The sequence below is a fragment of the Streptomyces sp. NPDC012827 genome (genome assembly GCF_042900905.1).
Classification (GTDB): Bacteria; Actinomycetota; Actinomycetes; order Streptomycetales; family Streptomycetaceae; genus Streptomyces; species Streptomyces gulbargensis.
The window spans coordinates 41926-61084 of sequence record NZ_JBIBBY010000013.1; the positions used below are offsets into that span (position 1 = coordinate 41926).

The window sequence follows — 19159 nt, forward strand, 5'->3', positions numbered from 1 at the left end:
CATGGCCTTCTCGCTCGTACTCGACGGCCGGCTCGTCAGCGAACCGCCCGCGCCCGGGCAGTGCCTGCGCACGTATCTGCGGGAGCGCGGCTGCTTCGGGGTGAAGAAGGGCTGCGACACCGGTGACTGCGGCGCGTGCACCGTGCACGTGGACGGCACGCCGGTGCACAGCTGCCTCTACCCGGCCCTGCGTGCTTCCGGGCGCGAGGTGGTGACGGTGGAGGGCCTGTCACGGGACGGTTCGCTGCACCCCGTACAGCGGGCGTTCGCCACGGCCGGCGCCTTCCAGTGCGGTTTCTGCACCCCCGGGTTCGTCATGACCGCCGCCGCCCTGGACCGGGCGCGGGGTGCCGATCTTCCCGAGGCCCTCAAAGGCAATGTGTGCCGCTGCACCGGCTATCGGCCGATCACCCAAGCCGTCCAGGCCTTCCACGAAGGCCGCGCCGATGACGCGCGGGCCGCCACTGCGGAGGACGTCCCTGTCGCTCCGGAAGCCGCGGGTGTCGTCACGGGCAGGGCCCGCTTCACCCTCGACCACCCGGAACCCGAGGGGCTGCTGCACGTCAAGCTGGTGCGTTCCCCGCACCGGCACGCGCTCGTCACCGGCATCGACACCGCCGATGCCCTGGCCGTGCCGGGGGTCCACGCCGTCCTGACCCACCGTGACGCGCCCGGCATCCGCTTCTCGACCGCTCTGCACGAGCACGCCGAGGAGGATCCGGCCGACACCCGCGTCCTGGACGACGTCGTACGTCACGTGGGCCAGCGCGTCGCGGCGGTGGTGGCCGACAGCGAAGCCGCCGCCGAAGAGGGCTGCCGCCGTGTCCGCGTCACCTACCGGCTCGTGCCCGCCGTCGGTGACCCGGAGCACGCTCTGTCGCCCGGCGCGCCTCGTGTCCATCCCGGCGGGAACATCGTCGAGGAGGTGCACACCGCCGTCGGGGACGTCGAGGCCGGACTGGCCGAAGCCGACCACGTCCATGAGGAGACGTACCGCACCCACCGGGTGCAGCACGCCGCGCTGGAGACCCACGCGACCCTCGTGTGGCAGGACGAGGACGGAGGGCTGCGCGTGCACACCACCACCCAGGCACCGCACCTGACCCGCCGGCATCTGTGCCGGGTGTTCGGTCTGCCACCGCGCCGCGTGCGGGTCACGGCCTCACGGCTGGGCGGCGCGTTCGGCGGAAAGCAGGAGGCGCTCACCGAGGACATCGCCGTGCTCGCGGCGCTGCGTACCGGGCGCCCCGTCAAGATCGAGTACACCCGCGCCGAGGAGTTCACCGCCACCACCCGCCATCCCTTCCAGGTCCGGGTGAGCGTCGGAGCCCGCCGCGACGGCACGCTCACCGCCCTGCGCCTGCGCGTCCTGTGCGACACCGGCGCGTACGGCAACCACGGCACCGCCGTCCTGCGCAGAGCCTGCACCGAGGCCCTGAGCCTCTACGACTGCCCCAATGTCACGGTCGACGGCTGGGCGCTCTACACGCACAACGTGCCGGCGGGCGCCTTCCGCGGTTACGGCATCGGCCAGATCGCCTTCGCCGTCGAATCCGCCCTCGACGAGATCGCCCGCAGAAGCGGCCTCGACCCCCTGGCCCTGCGCCGCCGGGCCTACCTGCGTCCCGGACAGTCCGCACCGGCGGTGACCGCCGACGGCACGCCACCCGTCGCCGACCACGGCATCAGCGGCTGTCTGGATCTCATCGAAGCGGCCCGCGCACGACGCTCGGCGACCCCGCCCGCGCTGCCCGGACCTGCCTGGGTGGTGGGTGAGGGCATGGCCGTCACCGTCACCCACACCCTGCCCTCCGACGGCCACGTCGCCCGGGCCACCGCCGCCCTGCGCGCCGACGGCACCTACGAGCTGCTCAGCGGTGCCCCGGAGTTCGGCAACCAGGCCGGCCCCGTCCACCGGCGCATCGCCGCCACGGTGCTGGCCACCACCGTCGACCGCGTCCATCTCCGCCAGGGCGACACCGATCTGCTCTCCCACGACACCGGAGGCTTCGTCTCCACCGGCTCCACTCTGGCCGCCCGCGCCGTCCACGACGCCTGCCTGGCCCTGCGCACGGCCGTCCTGGAAGCCGCGGCAGCCCACACCGGCACCACCCCGGACGGCTGCGGACTCGGGCCGGAGGCCGTCGACTGCGCCGGCCGCCCCCTGTCCTTGACCGTCCTGTACCGAACCGCCCGCGAGACCGGACGGCCACTCACCGCCACCGCGTCCCGGGACGCCACCACCGGGACTCCCGGTCTGGCGGCGAACGCGCAGTGGATCCGTCTCGCGGTCGACCCGGCCACCGGTCTGGTCGCCCTCCTGGATTCCGTCCACGCCGGCGACGCGGGCACCGTCCTGGACCGGCGCCAACTGCGGAGCCAGATCGAGGGAGCCGTCGCCCAGGGCATCGGCACCACACTGATGGAAGAGGTGCGCACCGATCACCACGGCCGCGTCACCACGGCGGAACTCCGCACCTACCCGGTCCCGCACGCCGCCGACGTACCTCCCACCGAGGTCCGCTTCGTCCCCGTCCCGGGCTCCGATCGGCCGCACGGCGCCAAGCCCGGCAGTGAGGCCGCGTTCAACCCCGTCGCCCCCGCCGTGGCCAACGCCCTGCGCGACGCCACCGGCGTCCGCTTCACGACCCTGCCCCTGCGCCCCGACGTCATCTGGGAGCGATGGCACGCGCACGTCCCGGCCTCACCCGGGGAACAGGCCGCGGAGGTCCGCTCCTCCCCCGCGTCGGAGGGACCGGCCGGCGGCTGACGGCCCGCACACCACCGGCGTTCCCGGGGACCGCGCCGGGCGCGACGCGGCCCGCGCGCCGCCGGCGCCTACGGCACCGGGCGGTCGATGCGCAGCACGTGCTGGTCGTGGTGGATCGTGTAGGTGCCGTCGCCGTTGTCGAAGTGCTGACGCACGTAGGTTTCGACCTCCTCGCGGGAGGGGGGCGGGGCGCCGGGGAGGCTGAGGTGGAAGCCCGCGACGGAGATCGTTTCCTCCAGATTTCGACCGTGGTAGCTGGCGGGGACGGTGTCCAGCCGGGTGCGCTCCACGAGGCCGGGCGGGAGGGCGGCCAGCTCGCCGGCGAGGTCGCGTACGTCGAAGCGGCATCCGGTGAGGTGACGCACCATGCGCATGCACGCGTTGTCGGGGTCCTGCAGCCACACGAGGACGACGCCTCCGGGCGCCACCCAGTCCAGGATGCGTGTGATCGTCGCCGTCCACTGCTCACGGGGGATGTAGTAGAGCACATGGGAGACCAGCGCGAGGTCGGCCGGTGTCTCCACGCGGGCGTCGGCGACGGGTTGTGCCACCACCTCGGCCTGCGGGCACGTGCGTGCCAGCACGCGCCGCATCGGCGCGCTCGGTTCGATGCACACGGTGCGCTCGAAGTAGGGGGCCAGGTGCCGCGTCGTCGTGCCGTCGGCGGCACCGACGTCGAGGAAGACCCGGCGGGTGGGCATCGTGTCCACCACGGCGCGCAGGTAGGCGTGGGCGTTGGTCTTCTCGTCCGTACCGGCGAGGAATTGGGCGAAGGCTTCCCGGTAGGCGTCGTCGGCCGTTCCGGTGCGGGCTGTCCTGTCTCGCTCCACTCACGCACCCCGCTCACGACGGGGGGAGCCGGGCGGGTGCGCGTGTGCGGCTTCGGGACGGATCCCTACCGCCATGGGCTTCTCCTTCACAGGCCGGCAGCACGTCCTTTCTCCTCGTCGAAGGGACAGCGCCCGGATGAGCTCGTCGGCGGCGCCCTTCTGGCGAGAGGCTACCTGCCGATGAGGGAAATGTGCCGTTTCGACCCTGGCGACGCGGCGTGGCCGTCGCAGGCTGTGCGGGGGCGTTGCCCCGGTCGGGTCGAGTGGCTCGATCCGACGGCTCGGGAGCGGAGGAGCCGCGTACGATGACGCCTCGGGGCGCCTTCGGGAGGTGCGGAGTGTCGGACGGTGGTCAGGCCATGCGGCCGGTGGTACGGGAGACGTACGGCCCGGGCGATCTGGGCAGTCATCAGATCTTTGCCGGCGGATTCATCAACTTCGGGTACTGGCGGGCGGTGGACCTGGGCGGGCCGCTCGGTGAGGCGGAGCGGATCCGCAGCCAGGTGGATCTCTACCGTCATGTCCTGGACTCCGCCGGCCCACCGCGGGGAGCGGACGTCCTGGAGGTGGGGTGCGGGCTGGGCATGGGGGCCGTGGTCACCTTGCGGGAGTACGGCACCGGCACGGTCACCGGCATGGACGTTCATCCGGAGCAGCTGCGGCGGGCGCGCGCGGCGCATGCCGACCTGCTCCGGCAGGAGCCCGCCCGGCTGCGGTTCGTCCAGGGGGCCGCGGAGAGCATGCCCCTGGAGGACGGCGCGTTCGACGCGGTGATCAGCGTGGAGGCGGCTCAGCACTTCCCGGATCTCGGTGCCTTCGCGGCGGAGACCTGGAGGGTGCTGCGACCGGGCGGCCGGGTGGCCGTCGCCAGCTTCTTCACCGTGGACGAGGCGCCCGGCCGGGCGGAGGAACTCGCGCGGCTGCTCGACACGTACGCCAGCGGTCTGGACATCGCACGGCCGGTGAAGGCGCTCGCCGACGCGTTCACGCGGGCCGGGTTCACCAGCGTGCGGGGCGAGTCGATCGGGGCGCACGTGTGGCCGGGGTGGGACCGCTGGCTCGGTCGGTGGTGGGAGCCCGGGACCTGGCCGCGGAATTTTCTGCGCGCCTACCGGCAACGGATTCTTGACTACTACCTCGTCACGGCCGTGCGGCCGGCGCAGGAGGCCGGCGCCGGGCCGGCCCCCGCGGCTCCGGGTGCGTGACGGCAGACGGACCTGCGCCCAGGCGGCCCAGGGGTGGGCTTCCGTACGTCCGGTGACCCGTGCCGGGCGGGGCCCGTGCGGGACGCAAGGGGCCGCGGCGCCTCTCGGCAGCCGCGGCCCCGGCGGTCAGCTCCCCGTGTCAGGGAGCGGCGCCGTCGTTCACCTCGCGAAGCCGTAGTCCAGCAGCTTCTTGACGTCGGCCGCGCGGTTCGTCTCGCTCGGTGCGGCGAGGACCGTGCCGATGACGGTCTTGTTGTTGCGGGTGGCCGCGAAGACGAGGCAGTACTTGGCCTGCTGGCCCGAGCCGGTCTTCACGCCGATCGCGCCGCTGTAGGTGCTCAGCAGCTTGTTCGTGTTGGTCCAGGCCATGTTCCGGTAGCCACCGGTCCTGGTCGTCACCTTCTGGGTGGTGGACTTGGTCTTGACGATGGTGCGGAACGTGCTGTTCTGCATCACGCTGCTCGCGAGCTTCGTCAGGTCGCGCGGGGTCGAGTAGTTCGCCCCGTTGCTGATGCCGTCGAAGGAGTCGAAGTGCGTGTTCCGCAGCCCCAGCCGCCGGGCCTCGTCGTTCATCTTCCCGATGAACGACTTCACCCGGGCAGCGCGGGTCGTGCCGGTGCCGAACTTGTCGGCCAGCGCGTAGGCCGCGTCGCAGCCCGACGGGAGCATCAGGCCGTAGAGCAGCTGCCGGACCGTGACCTTGTCCCCGACGATGAGCCGGGCCGAGGAGGCGTTCTTCGCGACGATGTAGTCGCTGTACGCCTTGTCGATCGTGACCTTCGCGTCGAGGTTCAGGCCCCGCTGGGCCAGCACCACCTTCGCCGTCATGATCTTGGTGGTGGAGCCGGTCGGCCGGCGGGTGTCCGCGGCCTTGCCGAACAGCACCGCGCCCGTCCCGTTGTTCATGACGAACCCGCCGGGGGCGGTGATCGACGGGGCGGGGGGCGTCGCGGCCTGCGCCTGGCTCGCGATGGAGCCTCCGGCGAGCACGGCGGAGGTGGTGACCACGATCGTCACGGCCCGGCGCACGCGCAGTGGCGTAGATATCAAGGTGTTCTGCCCTTGGTAGGAGTGTCGTTGGCGGCGAGGACCGTAGAGACCTCGCGTACAGAAGATGCGCGAACGGCCCCGATGGATGTACGGGATGTGTGTCGTACCGGTCACTTCCCGGGCGGGAGCGGACCGCGCCGCGTGTCCCGGATGACCCGCGCGGCGGGGCCGCGGGGACGCCCGCCCTCTTCCCTCCGGTCAAGTCGGCGTGTGCGCAGGCGAATTGGGGGCAACCGGGCTTCGAAGGCCGATCCGCCCGGACCGGCCGGAGGACGACCGTCCGCGAAGGAGAGGCTCATGACGACGCAGTACGGCAACCAGCCCACCGGACACCGGCCCCATGGCACACCGGAGCGCGCCGCGACCGGCAATGTGCTCAGCATCGTCGCCATGGTCCTCGGCGTGATCGCCCTGCTGTTCGTGCCGATCGTCTTCGGCGTGGTCGGCGTCGTGCTGGCGATCGTCGCCAAGACCGTGCGGCACGAGCGGCTCGCCGTTCCCGCGCTCGTCGTGGCCGCGGTGGGCCTGGTCGGCGGCATGATCCTCGGCGTCGTCGTCTCGTCCGCCTGACCTCGGCCCGGCCCACGGCCGCCCCGGTCGGTGACCGCCCCCGCGTTCGCGGAGGGGACGGCCGCCGGCCGGGGCGGCCGTTGTCGCGGGCAGGCCCCTCACCCCAGCAGGTCGGGAGCCCGCAGCACCTGCGGCGGGACGCCCCAGGCGTCCACCAGGTCGACGGCGAGCGGGCGGATCTTGCGGCACAGGTCGTTCACCTCGCGGCTGATCGCCTTGGACCGCTGCACGGTCAGACGGCCGTGCTCCATGAACCAGGCGCGGTCGGCCTCGATCGTCGACAGGGCGTACAGGTCGCACAGCAGGCCCAACGCGACCTTGTTGCCGCCGGCGGGGTGGGCCTTCGACGCCTCGGTGAACGATTCCAGCACCAGCCGCTCGACGTGCGCGTGGGCCAGTGCGATCACGTGGTCCTGCGCCGCCGAGAACACCGCGCCGGGGTCGCGCCCCCGGTCGACGCCGGCCTTCAGACGGCGGGCCAGGCCGGCGAGCATGTGCTCCTCGCGGTAGCGCAGCATGGCCAGGTGGTACTCCGAGTCGAACAGCCCGGCCTCCTGGTCCCACCGGTCGCCCCCGGGCAGCAGGTCGCGGACCCGTTCCAGGAGCTTGTGCGCGGAGGTCTTCTCGATGACGGTCTCGACCGCGAGGCCGGCGACGTAACGGACCAGGCCGAGCTGGTCCAAGTCCTCGAACTCACCGGCGTGGTCGGTGAGCAGACCCTTCGCGACGAGCTGGAGAAGGACGTGGTTGTCGCCCTCGAAGGTGGTGAAGACGTCGCTGTCGGCCTTCAGTGCGGCGAAGCGGTTCACCGCCAGGTAGCCCGCACCGCCGCACGCCTCCCGGCACTCCTGCACCGTGCGGGTGGCGTGCCAGGTGCCGAGCGCCTTCATGCCGGCGGCGCGCGACTCCAGGCGCCGGCGCGCCTGCGGAGGGTCGTCGTGGCCGGAGAAGACGTCGTGGAGCTGCCCGCGCAGGGTGTCCTGCGCGAAGTGGAGCGCGTACGTGCGGGCGAGCAGCGGCAGCAGTCGGCGCTGGTGCAGCCCGTAGTCCAGCAGCACCTGCTCCCCCGCGCCCGGTGACGCCTCGAACTGACGCCTGCGCACCGCGTACTTGACGGCGAGGGTGAGCGCGACCTTGGCGATGTTCACCCCGGCGCCGCCGACGCAGACGCGGCCCTGGACGAGCGTGCCGAGCATGGTGAAGAAGCGGCGGTCGGGGTTGTCGATGGAGCTGACGTAGGTTCCGTCGGGGGTGACGTCGGCGAAGCGGTTGAGGAGCGCCTCGCGCGGGACACGGACGCCGCGGAAGCGGATGCGGCCGTTGTCGACGCCGTTGAGGCCCATCTTGAGGCCGTCGTCCTCGATCTCGACGCCCTCCACGACCCGGCCGCCGGAGCGCAGCGGTACGAGCAGGGCGTGCACGCCGCGGGCTTCGCCGCCGACCTCCAGCTGGGCGAAGACCACCGCGAGCTCGGCGTGACGGGCGGCGTTGCCGATGTAGTCCTTGCGGGCCGCGTCGCCCTCGGTGGTGACGACGAACTCGCCGGTGGCGGCGTCGTAGCGGGCGACCGTCCCGAGCGCCTGCACATTGGAGCCGTGCCCGGACTCGGTCATCGCGAAGCAGCCCATCAGCCGGCCGGCGACCAGGTCCGCCAGGTGGGCGTCGTGGTGGCGGGCGGTGCCCAGCTGCAGGATCGCGCCGCCGAACAGGCCGAACTGGACCCCCACCTTCACCAGCACCGACAGGTCGCCGAAGGCGAGGGTCTCGAAGGCGGCGACCGAGGCGCCGATGTCGTCCCCGCCGCCGTACGCCGCGGGGAAGCCCATCCCGGTCTGCCCTGTCGCGGCCATCTCGACCGCGATGTCCCGCACCCGTTCGCGGTACGCGTCCCTGTCGAGCCGCTCGGCGTCCTCCAGCACGGAGGAGTGGGCCGCCAGATTGGTCCGGACGAGGTCGCGGACCCCGGCGTACGAGCCGTCGAGCAGCCGCGCCAGGGCCGGGACGTCGATCTCGGGCCGTACGTAGCCGCTCGCGGCGGCGGAAGCGTCGTGAAGTGCCATGGGGCCTCCGATACCCCTCGGCGCCCGGGCCATACCGGGCCCGATCATGGGCAGGAGCGGTGGGCAGGCCCTGTCGGCGGCGCCTTTTCAGTACCGTTGCCAAGTGAGGGCCCTACCCGACCGCAGGGCCGTGGGGGGCGCAGGGACGTCCGTACGGTGGCGGAAGGGGACGCGCGATGGCCGGTCTGAGGCTGGGGCCGCTGGTGCGGTACGTCGACTGGGAGACGGGGACGAGTGCGACGGTGTGGGTGGAGACCGACCGGGCGTGCACGGTCGGGGTGCGGTGCGAGGGCGGCGGGGAGGGCACGGCCCGTACGTTCCTCGTCGCCGGTCATCACTACGCGCTGGTCGTCGTCACCGGCCTGACCCCGGGCTCGGCCGCGGAGTACGAGGTGGTCCTGGACGGCGAGCGGGTCTGGCCTTCGCCGGACTCACCCCTGCCGCCCAGCACCCTGCGCACGCCGCGCGTCCCCGCGGCGGGCGCGGTGGTCGCCTTCGGTTCCTGCCGGTGGGCCGCGCCGGCCGAGGGCGCGGACCCGGTCGGTCCCGATGTCCTCGACACGCTCGCCGCCCGCCTCGCCGCCGGCACGGGCGACGGCCGCCCGGACGTCCTGCTCCTCCTCGGCGATCAGGTGTACGCCGACGAGACGTCCGCCGGCACCCGCGCGTGGATCGCCCGGCACCGCCGGGAGAACGGCACCGGCACCGGCGCCCCGCCCGACCAGGTCGCCGACTACGAGGAGTACACACACCTCTACGACGAGTCCTGGGGCGACCCCGAACTGCGCTGGCTGCTGTCGACAGTGCCCACCTGCATGATCTTCGACGACCACGACGTCATCGACGACTGGAACACCAGCGCGGCCTGGGTCGCCGAGATGCGGGCCACGTCCTGGTGGCACGAGCGGATCATCGGCGGCCTGATGTCCTACTGGGTCTACCAGCACCTCGGGAACCTCTCCCCGGCCGAGCTCGCCGAGGACGAGCTGTACGCGGCGGTCCTCGCCGCCGACGACGGCACGGAGGTGCTGCGCGCCTTCGCCGAGCGGGCCGAGGCCGACCCGGCGTCGGTGCGCTGGAGCTACCGCAGGGACTTCGGCCGCACCCGGCTGCTGATGGTCGACACGCGGGCCGCGCGGGTCCTGGAGGAGCAGCACCGGGCGATGCTGGACGCCGGGGAGGCCGACTGGTTGCGCGCGCAGGCCCTCGACGGGCCCGGGGGCGTCGACCACCTCCTCGTGGGCACCTCGCTGCCGTGGCTGCTGCCGCCGATGGTGCACTTCGCGGAGGCCTGGCACGCGGCCCTGTGCCGGGGCGAGCGCGGGCCGCGCTGGGCGAGGTTCGGGGAGTGGCTGCGCCGGCGCGCGGACCTGGAGCACTGGGCGGCCTTCACCGCCTCCTTCCACCGGCTGACGGACACCCTCGCCGAGGTGGGCCGGCGGGACGGCGCCCCGGCGACCGTGTGCGTGCTGTCGGGCGACGTCCACCACGCGTACGTGGCCGAGGCCCTCTGGCCCGCGGGGCGACAGCCGCGCTCCCGCGTCTTCCAGTTCACCTGCTCACCGCTGCACAACTCGGTGCCCCGGGCGATGCGGATCGGCTTCCGCTTCGGCTGGAGCCGCTTCGCCAAGGCCGCCGGCCACCTGCTGGCCCGCCACGGCCGCGTCGCCCGCCCCGCGGTGCGGTGGGAGCGCGGCGGCGGCCCGTGGTTCGGCAACCAGCTGATGACCCTGACCCTGCGCGGCCGTACGGCACGCCTGCGGCTGGAGAAAGCCGTCACGGACGCCGGACGGGGCCGGCGCGACACGGACCGCGCGGGAGCCCACCTCGTGGAGGTCCTGGAACGGGGACTGACGGAGGAGACGTGACGTGCGGCGGCGCACGCACCGGGGCGCGGGCGGGTCCGTGCGCCGACCCGGTGCGCGCCTCCGTGACGGCGGGAACAAGGCCGCCGGCCGGCCGCCATGGTGGCGGCGGGGGGACGCCCTGCGCGATCGCGGGCTTCGGTGCCCGCCCCCGGGATCCGCGGTCAGGGCGGACCGCCGGGCACCGTCGGTGGGCGCGGGCGGCTGCTCAGTCCTGACGGGCGTCGCGGATCGCGGTCACCAGGCCGCCCACGAGGCGGGCCCGCCCGGCCATCGCGTCCACCACGAGGTATTCGTGGTCGGCGTGGGCGCCGCCGCCGACCGCGCCCAGGCCGTCGAGGGTCGGCACGCCCAGTGCGGCGGTGAAGTTGCCGTCGCTGCCGCCGCCGACCGACCACCCCTCGATGCCCGGCTCCAACCGCCGGGCCAGGGCGAACAGCTCGGCGGCCGCGGACTCCGGCATGGGCGGGCGGCTCACCCCGCCCCGTACGTCGAGGCGAGCGCCGGGAAGGTGCGGGGTCAAGGCGGCGAACGCCGCTTCGACCCGGTCCTTCTCCGCGGCCGACTCGACGCGCACGTCGATCAGTACCGTCGCCTCGGCCGGCACCACGTTGTCCGTGGTCCCCGCGGTGGCCACGGTCGGGGTCACCGTCGTACCCACCTCGGGCCGGCTCAGCGCGGCGATCGCCAGCACCTGGTGGGCCGCCTCGACCAGAGCGTTCACGCCGGCGGCGGGCTCCAGGCCCGCGTGCGCCGCGCGGCCCTCGATGTCCAACCGGAAGCTGCCGCAGCCCTTGCGGCCGGTCTTCAGTCCGCCTCCCTCCGCGGAGCCCTCGCACACCAGCACGGCGCCGCACTCCCGCGCCAGGTCCTCGATCAGCGCGCGTGAGGTTCCCGAGCCCACTTCCTCGTCGGCGGTCACGAGGATCTCCACCCCCGACAGGTCGTCCAGCGCGGCCAGCCCGTGCACCGCCTGCACCAGCCCGCCCAGCATGTCGAAGACACCGGGCCCCGTCGCGTGCCCGTCGGCGACCCGGAACGGGCGCTCGGCGAGGGTCCCCTTGGGGAACACGGTGTCGTGGTGGCCGAGGACGAGGACCCGGGGGGTTCCGCCGCCGGACCAGCGGACATGGGTGCCCGCCTCGCCCGGGAGCAGGGCCGCCTTCCCGCCCAGCCGCTTCTCCAGGATCTCGGCGACCGCCTCGGCCGACTCCTCCAGGGCCGCCAGGTCGCGGGAGGGCGATTCGACCTCGACGAGCCGCCGGAGATCGGCGAGCATCGCCTCGGTGCTGATGTCAGTGCTCTGGTGCATGTCCGACCTTCGGGCTCGGGGAACGGGACGACGGGACGGACGAGCCTACTGACAGGCGCTCATGACCGGCCCGGGCGGGTTCCGCGAGGTGAGCGGGGCAGGGTCCTGTCCGCGCGCATACGGGCCGTCCGGGTCACGGAGGTCCTGTCCGCGCGCACGCGGGCGGTCCGGGTCACGGGGAGGGCCCGGGCGCGGTGCGCCGCCTGAGCGGTGCGGGGGCGACCCGAAGGACCGTCCGCGCCGGCGTCCGGCCGGCTGATCCGGCGACGGGCGCCTCCGAGGGCGATCTTCCGGCCCGGCCACCGTCTGCGAGGAGACCGACCCCATACGGAGGGTGAGGCTCCTGCTCCCGGCCGTTCGCCCCTTTCCGGGGCGTGCCGCAGCCATACAAAGGTTCGAGGCGGGTAGGTGCCGGGCGTGAACGAGCAGAAGTCGCCGCGCGCGGAAGCCGAGGACCTGCTGACGGGGCTCAGCGTGGACAACCGCCGGCCGGAGCAGCCCGTGCTGCTGGACTCCTCCGGCGCCCCGATCCGTACCTGGCAGGAGAACTACCCGTACGATCACAAGATCCGTCGGGCGGAGTACGAGCGGAGCAAGCGGATCCTGCAGATCGAGCTGCTGAAGCTGCAGCGCTGGGTCAAGGAGACCGGAGCCCGGCTGGTGGTGATCTGCGAAGGGCGTGACGCGGCGGGCAAGGGCGGCACGATCCAGCGGTTCACGGAACGGCTCAATCCCCGCGGGGCCAGGATCGTGGCCCTGGACAAGCCGACCGAGCGGGAGGCGGGGCAGTGGTATTTCCAGCGGTACGTCGCCCACCTGCCGGCCGCGGGTGAGATCGTCTTCTTCGACCGGTCCTGGTACAACCGCGCCGGCGTCGAGAAGGTCATGGGGTTCTGCACGCCCGAGCAGTACGAGCTGTTCCTGCGGCAGTGCCCCACCTTCGAGGCCATGCTCGTGGAGGACGGGGTCCTGCTGGTCAAGTTCTGGTTCTCGGTGTCCCGTGCCGAACAGCGCACCCGCTTCGCGATACGGCAGGTCGATCCGGTCCGGCAGTGGAAGCTCTCCCCCACCGACCTCGCCTCCCTGGACCTGTGGGACGCCTACACCACCGCGAAGGTCGAGATGTTCCGCGCGACCGACACCGAGCACGCGCCGTGGACCGTGGTCAAGAGCAACGACAAACGCCGCGCCCGCCTCGAAGCCATGCGCAGCCTGCTGTGGCGCATCGACTACGACCGCAAGGACGAGGAGGCGGTGGGACGGCCCGACGATCTCATCGTCGGCGCCGCCGACACACTTCTGGAGGCCGGCGAGGAACCCACCGACCTCTCCCCCACCCCGCTGGCCGGCCAGCCCCTCGGCCCCGGCCTCCACCCCCACGACCCCGCGACCTGACCCGGTGCGCGGCCGGCCCGGCCCGACCCCGGGGTGCGCCCCTCCGCCGCTGCGGAGCTGTCGCAGGCTGCCGGTGTCCGGCTCGGCGCACCCCGCGCGCCGCCCCGCGCGGGGAGTTTGGGCGCGCGGACATCGGCCGGTGGTCGCCCGGCGACGAGCCGCCGAGCGAGCACCGGCCGGGGCGGCCCGGGTCCCGGCCGGCGGCCGTCCCGCTACAGCTCGTCGAGGTCGAGGGCCTCGGCCATCGCGCGGTAGCCGGCGTCGCCGGGGTGGAGATGGTCGCCGGAGTCGTACGCGGGCAGCATCCGGTCCGGGTCCGCGGGGTCGGCGACGGCGCGGTCGAAGTCGACCACGGCGTCGTACGCTCCGGAGGTGCGGATCCATCGGTTGAACGCGTCGCGCTTGGCCTCGTTCTCCGGGGTGCCGTAGGGCGAGCCCTTGATGGGTGTGAGGGTCGCGCCCACCACCCTGAGGCCCTGGGCACGTGCCTGGCGGATCAGCTCACGGTGACCGTCGATCAACCGCTCGACGGACACCTCCGGGGTGGGGCCGCCGGGGAAGTCGGGGCCGCTGCCGCCGATGTCGTTGATGCCTTCGAGGACGATCACCGTGCGTACGCCCCGCTCGGTCAGGACGTCCTTCTTGAACCGCTCGATGCCCTTCTCTCCGGCCCAGGTCGTGTCGTTGACGACCTGGTTGCCGCTGATGCCGTGGTTGAGGACGGCGCGCGGGGCGCCGGTGGCGGCGAGGCGTTCGGCCAGCTCGTCGGGGTAGCGGTTGTCGGCGTCCTGGGTGGCGCCGACGCCGTCGGTGATGGAGTCGCCGAAGGTGACGATCGCGTCCCGGCGGGGCGCCTTGCCGCCGAGAACCTCGACGCCGGTGAGGTAGTACCAGGAGGAGCTGGTCTCCCGGAACGCGGCGCCCGACACGTCGGCGCGGTGGTCGCCGGTCGCGCGGTAGCTGGTGGCGCCGGCGGCGTGGTGGAAGGTTGCCGGGCCGGTGTCACCCGCCAGGTGGAGGGTGACGGTGACCGATTCCAGGGCCTTGAGCCGCAGCGGCACGCCGTCACTGAGTACGGTGCCGCCCACCGGCACGGTGACGGAGCGGCCGTGATCGAACGTCAGGTGGCGCACGGTGCCGGGCCGGACGGCGCCGCCCCCGGCGGTGCGGGCCACCGTCGCCCCGGTGACGCGCAGCGGGGTGGTGCCGTAGCGGTTGGAGAGCTCGATCCGCGCGGCGGTGCCCCCGGCCGTGACCCGGACGACCTGGCGGACGGTGTGGTTGGAGAAGCCCCGCTGCGACCAGTTCGGGCCGAACGGCGCGCTCGGCGCCTGCGGCGAGGCCGCCCAGGCGCCGCGCCAGGGGCCGGCGTCGTGCGCGGTGCCGGCCGGGGCGGCGGAAGTCCCGGCGGGCACGGCGGCCGTCGCGGTCGCGGTCGCCGTGAGGGGCAGGGTGGTGAGGGTGGTCGCGGCGAGCAGCGCGATGCCGGCGCGCCGCAGGGTGTTCGTGGTTCGCATGTCGGTCCCCGTGTGTGTCGTGTCGTTGACGATCACTCATAAGCGGATGCCGAATCCGCTTATTCCTCGGAGAGTTGGAGACGTCACCTGCCCACGGGTCGGAAGGGCGCGCCGCCGCCGTCTCCGTACTCCTCCCCGGCCCGGTGGGAGTCCGGTGCGGCAACGAGGGGACCCGGAACGGCGCGGCGGCCGGTCGTGGCACGATCGGAGCATGATCCAAGCGTGTCTGAACGGTCGGCGTACGGCACAGGAACACCCCCGGGTGCCCCTCACGCCGGGGCAGTTGGCGGCGGACGCCCGGCTGGCCCGCGCCGCCGGGGCTTCCTCCGTCCACCTGCACCCCCGTGACGAGTGGGGCCGGGAGAGCCTCGACCGGGCGGTCGTGTCGACCGCCGTGGGGGCGGTGCGCCGGGCCTGCCCCGGCCTGGAGGTGAGCGTGTCGACCGGTCTGTGGATGTACGACGGGGACGCCGCCGCACGCGAGCGCGCCGTCGCGGCATGGGCCGTCGCGGAACACCGCCCCGACGTCGTGTCGCTCAATCTCGGGGAGCCGGGCTTCGACCGCCTGGCCGGCGTGCTGGGCACGCTCGGCGTCGGCGTCGAGGCGGGCGTGTGGTCGCTCGCCGACGCCGTACGGCTGCTCGACAGCCCTGCGGCCGCCACCTGTCGCCGCATTCTGGTGGAGATGATCGAGCTTCCCACGGAACAGGCGCTCGCCGAGGCCGATGCCGTACTGCACCGCCTGGCGGAGGCGCGGCTCGCCGTCCCCGTTCTCCTGCACGGCGAGGACGCGTGCGCCTGGCCCGTTCTGGACCACGCCCTCGCCCTCCGCCTGGACACCCGCATCGGACTGGAGGACACGCTCACCGACCCGAACGGCCACACGGCGGAGGACAACGCCGCCCTGGTGCGCCACGCCGTCGCACGCCTCGCCCGGCGGACACGCGCTCTCTGACGCCTCGGCGCCGGGCCGGACCGACCCCCGTCACGCGGCCGGAAGTACGCGGGAACCGCTCGCGGTACGACGCCCCGGCCTCCGGCCGGCTCCGTTCCGGCCATGGCCGCCCGGGCCGCTTGCCCCTCAGGGCAGACGAATGCTGAGGTCGTGCCGAGCACGAAGGGGGAATCATGACAGCGGTGTTCTTTCGGTTACTCGGCGGCATCGAGGTTCTGAGGGACGGCCGGGCGGTCGACGTGGGCCACACGCGGCAACGCTGCGTCCTGGCCGCCCTGCTCGTCGACGCCGGACGCCCCGTGACGGCGGACCAGCTGATCGACCGCGTCTGGGCGGACCACCCGCCCCGACGCGCCAAGGACGCCCTCTACAGCTATCTCTCCCGGCTCCGCCGTGCACTGGACCCCCTGCCGGAGACGGACATGGAGCGGCGCAGCGACGGCTACCTGCTCCGGGCCCGGCCCGGGACGATCGACCTCCACCGCTTCCGCGCCCTGGTGTCCCGCGCCCGGGACGCCATCGACGACGAACAGGCCTTGAGCCTGTACGAGCAGGCCCTCGGCCTGTGGCACGGAGAGCCTTTCGGCAGCGTCGACGGCCCCTGGTTCCACCGACTGCGCGACGCCCTGTGCCAGGAGCGGCTGGCGGCCGAGCTGGACCGCAACGACTGCGCCCTGCGCTGCGGCCGGCACACCGCTCTGACGGCCGAGCTGAGCGCCCGCGTCGAGGAACACCCCTTGGACGAACGGCTCGCCGGCCAGCTGATGCGCGCCCTGCACCACTCCGGCCGGCCCGCCGAGGCACTGGCACAGTACCGCCGCATCCACCGCGCCCTGGCGAAGGAGCTGGGCATCGCTCCCGGCGAACCCCTGCGCGCCTTGCACCAGCGTCTGCTGGCGTCCTCCGCGGAGGCGGACGGAGCCGGGCGCGGCGGCGCGGACGGCGGCGGCCCGCACCCGGCCGTGAGCGGACCCGTGGACGGCCTCTCCCCCGGCCGGCCGCCGAGGCGGGTGCCACGCCAACTGCCGCCCACCGTCCCGCACCTGGTCGGACGTACCGCCGAACTCGCCTTCCTGGACCAGTGGCACGCCGCTCCCGCAGCACCCGGCACCGCACCGCTCGCCACTCTCAGCGGTCCGGCAGGCGTCGGCAAGACCACCCTGGCCCTCCACTGGGCCCATCGGGTCAAGGACAGCTTCCCCGACGGGCAGCTCCACATCGATCTGCGCGGCTTCTCCCCGGACGCCTCGCCCCTGCCTCCCACCGAAGCCGTCCACCGTTTCCTGGAGGCCCTCGGGGCGCGCCCCGGCTCCATCCCGGCCGATCCCACGGCCCGCTCCGCCCTCTTCCGTACCCTCGTCGACGGCAGACGCCTGCTCCTCGTCCTGGACAACGCCCGCGACACCGACCAGGTGCGCCCGCTCCTTCCGGGCACCCCGGGCTGTCCGGTGCTGGTCACCAGCCGGCGTCGGCTCACGGGCCTCGTCGTCCACCACGAGGCGCGCCCTCTCGCGCTGGACGTCCTCAGCCCCCAGGCGGCCGGGGAGCTGCTCACCGCCCGTCTCGGGCCGGACCGCGCCCTCGCCGAGCCACGGGCCCTGGCCGAACTCGCCGAGCACTGCGGCCGCCTGCCGCTCGCGCTCGGCATCGCCGCCGCCCGCACCACCACCAGCGCCGGTCTGCCGCTGGGCGCGCTGGTGGCGGAACTGTCGGACGCGCGCCGCAGGCTGACGGCGCTGTCCACGGGCGACGGCCGGGACACCGATCTGGCGTCGGTGTTCTCGTGGTCCTACCGCGCGCTGACCGCCCCCGCCGCCCGCCTCTTCCGGCTGCTGGCCGATCACCCGGGTCCCGACACCACCGCCGCGGCCGCCGCCGCGTCGGTGGACCTGCCCACCGACCGGACCGACGCCCTGCTGGCCGAGCTCGTCGACGCCCACCTGGTGCAGCGCCGCCCGGCCGGCCGCTTCCAGTTGCACGACCTGGTCCGCGACTACGCGGCCGACCTGCTGGACGCCGACGAACCGGTGCCGGCCCGACGCGCGGCCCGTCGCCGGTTGTTCGACCACTACCTGCACTCGGCGCTCGCCGCCGATCTGCTGCTGGACGAGCACCGCGATCCCGTTCCCGTGGAGGCCCCCGCCGCCGGCGCCCGCCCGTGCGCGTTCACCGGTCCCGAAGACGCCCAGGCGTGGTTCACCGCCGAACGCGCCGTCCTGGTCTCGGCCGTGGCCGCAGCCGGCGACCACGGCCCGCCCGGACACACCTGGCGGCTCGCGTGGGCCCTCGCCCCGCACCTCCAGCGCGCGGGCGCCTGGACGGAATGGGTGGGGGTCCAGCGCACCGCCCTCGCCGCCGCGGCCCGCGCCACGGACGCGGCCGGGCGCGCCCACGCCACCCACGGCCTCGGGCTGGCCTGCGCCTGGGCCGGGCGGCACGACGAGGCCCACGACCACCTCATGGCCGCCCTCACCGCGTACACGGGCCTCGGCGATACGCGCGGTCAGGCCCACACCCACCGCACGCTGGCCTGGCTCGCCCTGCGGCAGGATCAGCCCGAGACCGCCCGCCACCACGCCGTCCGCACCCTGCGCTGCTACACCCGGGCCGGATTCCTCCCCGGTCAGGCCAGCGCGCTCAACGTGATCGGCTGGTGCCAGGCCCTGCTCGGCCGACACCGCCAGGCGCTCTCCGCCTGCGGGCGGGCCCTGCGCCTGTTCGAGCGGGTCGGCAACGCTGTCGGGCAGGCGCACAGCTGGGACAGTCTCGCCCACGCCCAACTGGGCCTCGGCCGGCACCGGGAGGCGATCGGCTGTTACGGCGAGGCGCTGCGTCTCTTCCGCGCGCTGGGGGACCGCTACAACACGGCGGCGTCGCTGACGGGACTCGGGGACGGTCACCAGGCCGTCGGGGACCTGCCCGCGGCGCGGACGGCGTACGGCGAGGCCGTGGAGATCCTCGACGAGCTGGACCACCCGGAGGCGGAGGAGGCGCGCGAGCGGCTCCGCTCGGTGGATTCCAGAAACGCGCAAGGTTCACCGAAGACCGGCCGGTCAGGATGACGGCACCTTCCCACCAGGAAGGCCGGCATTTCACGCACCCCTCCCCGGCGGAAGCAGACCGCCGGGGCACGGACGTACGACCAACGGAGGAACGATGAAGCTTCTGCGCGGCAACACCGGCGCCAAGGCCACCGTCCTGGCGGCCGCCACCCTGTTCTCCGCCTTCGCGGCGGCCGGCACCGCCCAGGCCGAAGCGACCGTGCAGGCGGCAGCCGGCACCTGCTACCACAAGAGCGACGCCTACACCGCGAAGTCCACGACCGTCGACACCATCAGGATCGAACTGCGGTACAGCCCCTCCATCCGCTGTTCGTGGGGCCGTATCACCAACGCCGACCCCGGTGACAAGGTGTGGGTGGACCGCTCGTACGACGGTGGCAGGACCTGGGAGGGCCCGCTGAACGTGACGACCGTCCAGACCGGGTCCGACACGTACACCGACGCCCGCTACAACGGGGGCAATCTGATGCGCGCCTGCGCCAAGAACGACTCCACCGGCAACGTCCGGTGCACCGGCTGGTGGTAGCAGGCCCCTGCTGACGGCCTGGACTCCCGGTGGACAGGGGCG

At 73.8% G+C, this 19159-nt stretch carries 13 protein-coding genes; 8 read left to right on the forward strand and 5 right to left on the reverse strand.

Annotated elements, in window-relative coordinates; genetic code table 11:
* Window position 1: 1 nt before the first annotated feature.
* Window positions 2–2770 (forward strand): molybdopterin-dependent oxidoreductase, encoded by a 2769-nt coding sequence (locus ACFY60_RS26355; protein ID WP_388613610.1) that lies wholly within the window; start codon window positions 2–4, stop codon window positions 2768–2770.
* Window positions 2771–2838: 68 nt separating this feature from the next.
* Here ACFY60_RS26355 and ACFY60_RS26360 read toward each other — a convergent pair whose 3' ends face one another.
* Window positions 2839–3600, reverse strand: a complete 762-nt coding sequence (locus tag ACFY60_RS26360; protein WP_388613613.1) for a class I SAM-dependent methyltransferase — start codon at window positions 3598–3600, stop codon at window positions 2839–2841.
* Between the two features lie 338 nt (window positions 3601–3938).
* Between ACFY60_RS26360 and ACFY60_RS26365 the strand changes: the two genes are divergently transcribed.
* Window positions 3939–4805, forward strand: coding sequence for a methyltransferase domain-containing protein (locus ACFY60_RS26365; protein WP_388613616.1), 867 nt, complete (start codon window positions 3939–3941; stop codon window positions 4803–4805).
* 159 nt (window positions 4806–4964) lie between these two features.
* Here ACFY60_RS26365 and ACFY60_RS26370 read toward each other — a convergent pair whose 3' ends face one another.
* Entirely contained in the window at window positions 4965–5816 is an 852-nt protein-coding gene (locus ACFY60_RS26370; RefSeq protein WP_388614144.1) for a D-alanyl-D-alanine carboxypeptidase family protein, read from the reverse strand.
* 336 nt (window positions 5817–6152) lie between these two features.
* Between ACFY60_RS26370 and ACFY60_RS26375 the strand changes: the two genes are divergently transcribed.
* Window positions 6153–6425, forward strand: coding sequence for a hypothetical protein (locus ACFY60_RS26375; RefSeq protein WP_388613617.1), 273 nt, complete (start codon window positions 6153–6155; stop codon window positions 6423–6425).
* A 98-nt stretch (window positions 6426–6523) separates the two neighbouring features.
* Here the strand turns inward: ACFY60_RS26375 and ACFY60_RS26380 are convergent, their stop codons facing one another.
* Window positions 6524–8485: an acyl-CoA dehydrogenase gene (locus ACFY60_RS26380; protein WP_388613620.1), complete on the reverse strand. Its 1962-nt coding sequence runs from the start codon at window positions 8483–8485 to the stop codon at window positions 6524–6526.
* Window positions 8486–8661: 176 nt separating this feature from the next.
* On the opposite strand from ACFY60_RS26380, the gene ACFY60_RS26385 reads away from it, so the two are divergent.
* On the forward strand, window positions 8662–10353 hold the full coding sequence (locus ACFY60_RS26385; protein ID WP_388613623.1) for an alkaline phosphatase D family protein: 1692 nt from the start codon (window positions 8662–8664) through the stop codon (window positions 10351–10353).
* A 205-nt stretch (window positions 10354–10558) separates the two neighbouring features.
* Here ACFY60_RS26385 and ACFY60_RS26390 read toward each other — a convergent pair whose 3' ends face one another.
* Complete coding sequence (locus tag ACFY60_RS26390) at window positions 10559–11662, reverse strand: M20 family metallopeptidase (protein WP_388613626.1); 1104 nt, start codon at window positions 11660–11662, stop codon at window positions 10559–10561.
* A gap of 417 nt (window positions 11663–12079) precedes the next feature.
* On the opposite strand from ACFY60_RS26390, the gene ppk2 reads away from it, so the two are divergent.
* Complete coding sequence (ppk2, locus tag ACFY60_RS26395; RefSeq protein ID WP_388613629.1) at window positions 12080–13057, forward strand: polyphosphate kinase 2; 978 nt, start codon at window positions 12080–12082, stop codon at window positions 13055–13057.
* Window positions 13058–13269: 212 nt separating this feature from the next.
* Here the strand turns inward: ppk2 and ACFY60_RS26400 are convergent, their stop codons facing one another.
* A complete protein-coding gene (locus ACFY60_RS26400) occupies window positions 13270–14574 on the reverse strand; it encodes an SGNH/GDSL hydrolase family protein (protein WP_388613632.1) in 1305 nt (434 codons plus the stop codon).
* Window positions 14575–14785: 211 nt separating this feature from the next.
* On the opposite strand from ACFY60_RS26400, the gene ACFY60_RS26405 reads away from it, so the two are divergent.
* The 3 genes from ACFY60_RS26405 (at window position 14786) to ACFY60_RS26415 (ending at window position 19117) form a co-directional block, all read left to right on the forward strand.
* The gene (locus tag ACFY60_RS26405) at window positions 14786–15529 is read left to right on the forward strand and encodes a 3-keto-5-aminohexanoate cleavage protein (protein WP_388613635.1); all 744 of its coding nucleotides are present in this window, start codon (window positions 14786–14788) and stop codon (window positions 15527–15529) included.
* 182 nt (window positions 15530–15711) lie between these two features.
* Window positions 15712–18591: a BTAD domain-containing putative transcriptional regulator gene (locus ACFY60_RS26410; RefSeq protein ID WP_388613638.1), complete on the forward strand. Its 2880-nt coding sequence runs from the start codon at window positions 15712–15714 to the stop codon at window positions 18589–18591.
* A 94-nt stretch (window positions 18592–18685) separates the two neighbouring features.
* Window positions 18686–19117, forward strand: coding sequence for a DUF2690 domain-containing protein (locus ACFY60_RS26415; protein ID WP_388613641.1), 432 nt, complete (start codon window positions 18686–18688; stop codon window positions 19115–19117).
* Window positions 19118–19159 lie beyond the last annotated feature (42 nt).

Coding starts and splice junctions, on each gene's coding strand:
- ACFY60_RS26415 (WP_388613641.1), top strand. CDS start 18,686: ATGAAGCTTCTGCGCGGCAACACCGGCGCCAAGGCCACCGTCCTGGCG.
- ACFY60_RS26390 (WP_388613626.1), bottom strand. CDS start 11,662: ATGCACCAGAGCACTGACATCAGCACCGAGGCGATGCTCGCCGATCTC.
- ACFY60_RS26405 (WP_388613635.1), top strand. CDS start 14,786: ATGATCCAAGCGTGTCTGAACGGTCGGCGTACGGCACAGGAACACCCC.
- ACFY60_RS26385 (WP_388613623.1), top strand. CDS start 8,662: ATGGCCGGTCTGAGGCTGGGGCCGCTGGTGCGGTACGTCGACTGGGAG.
- ACFY60_RS26380 (WP_388613620.1), bottom strand. CDS start 8,485: ATGGCACTTCACGACGCTTCCGCCGCCGCGAGCGGCTACGTACGGCCC.
- ACFY60_RS26375 (WP_388613617.1), top strand. CDS start 6,153: ATGACGACGCAGTACGGCAACCAGCCCACCGGACACCGGCCCCATGGC.
- ACFY60_RS26400 (WP_388613632.1), bottom strand. CDS start 14,574: ATGCGAACCACGAACACCCTGCGGCGCGCCGGCATCGCGCTGCTCGCC.
- ACFY60_RS26355 (WP_388613610.1), top strand. CDS start 2: ATGGCCTTCTCGCTCGTACTCGACGGCCGGCTCGTCAGCGAACCGCCC.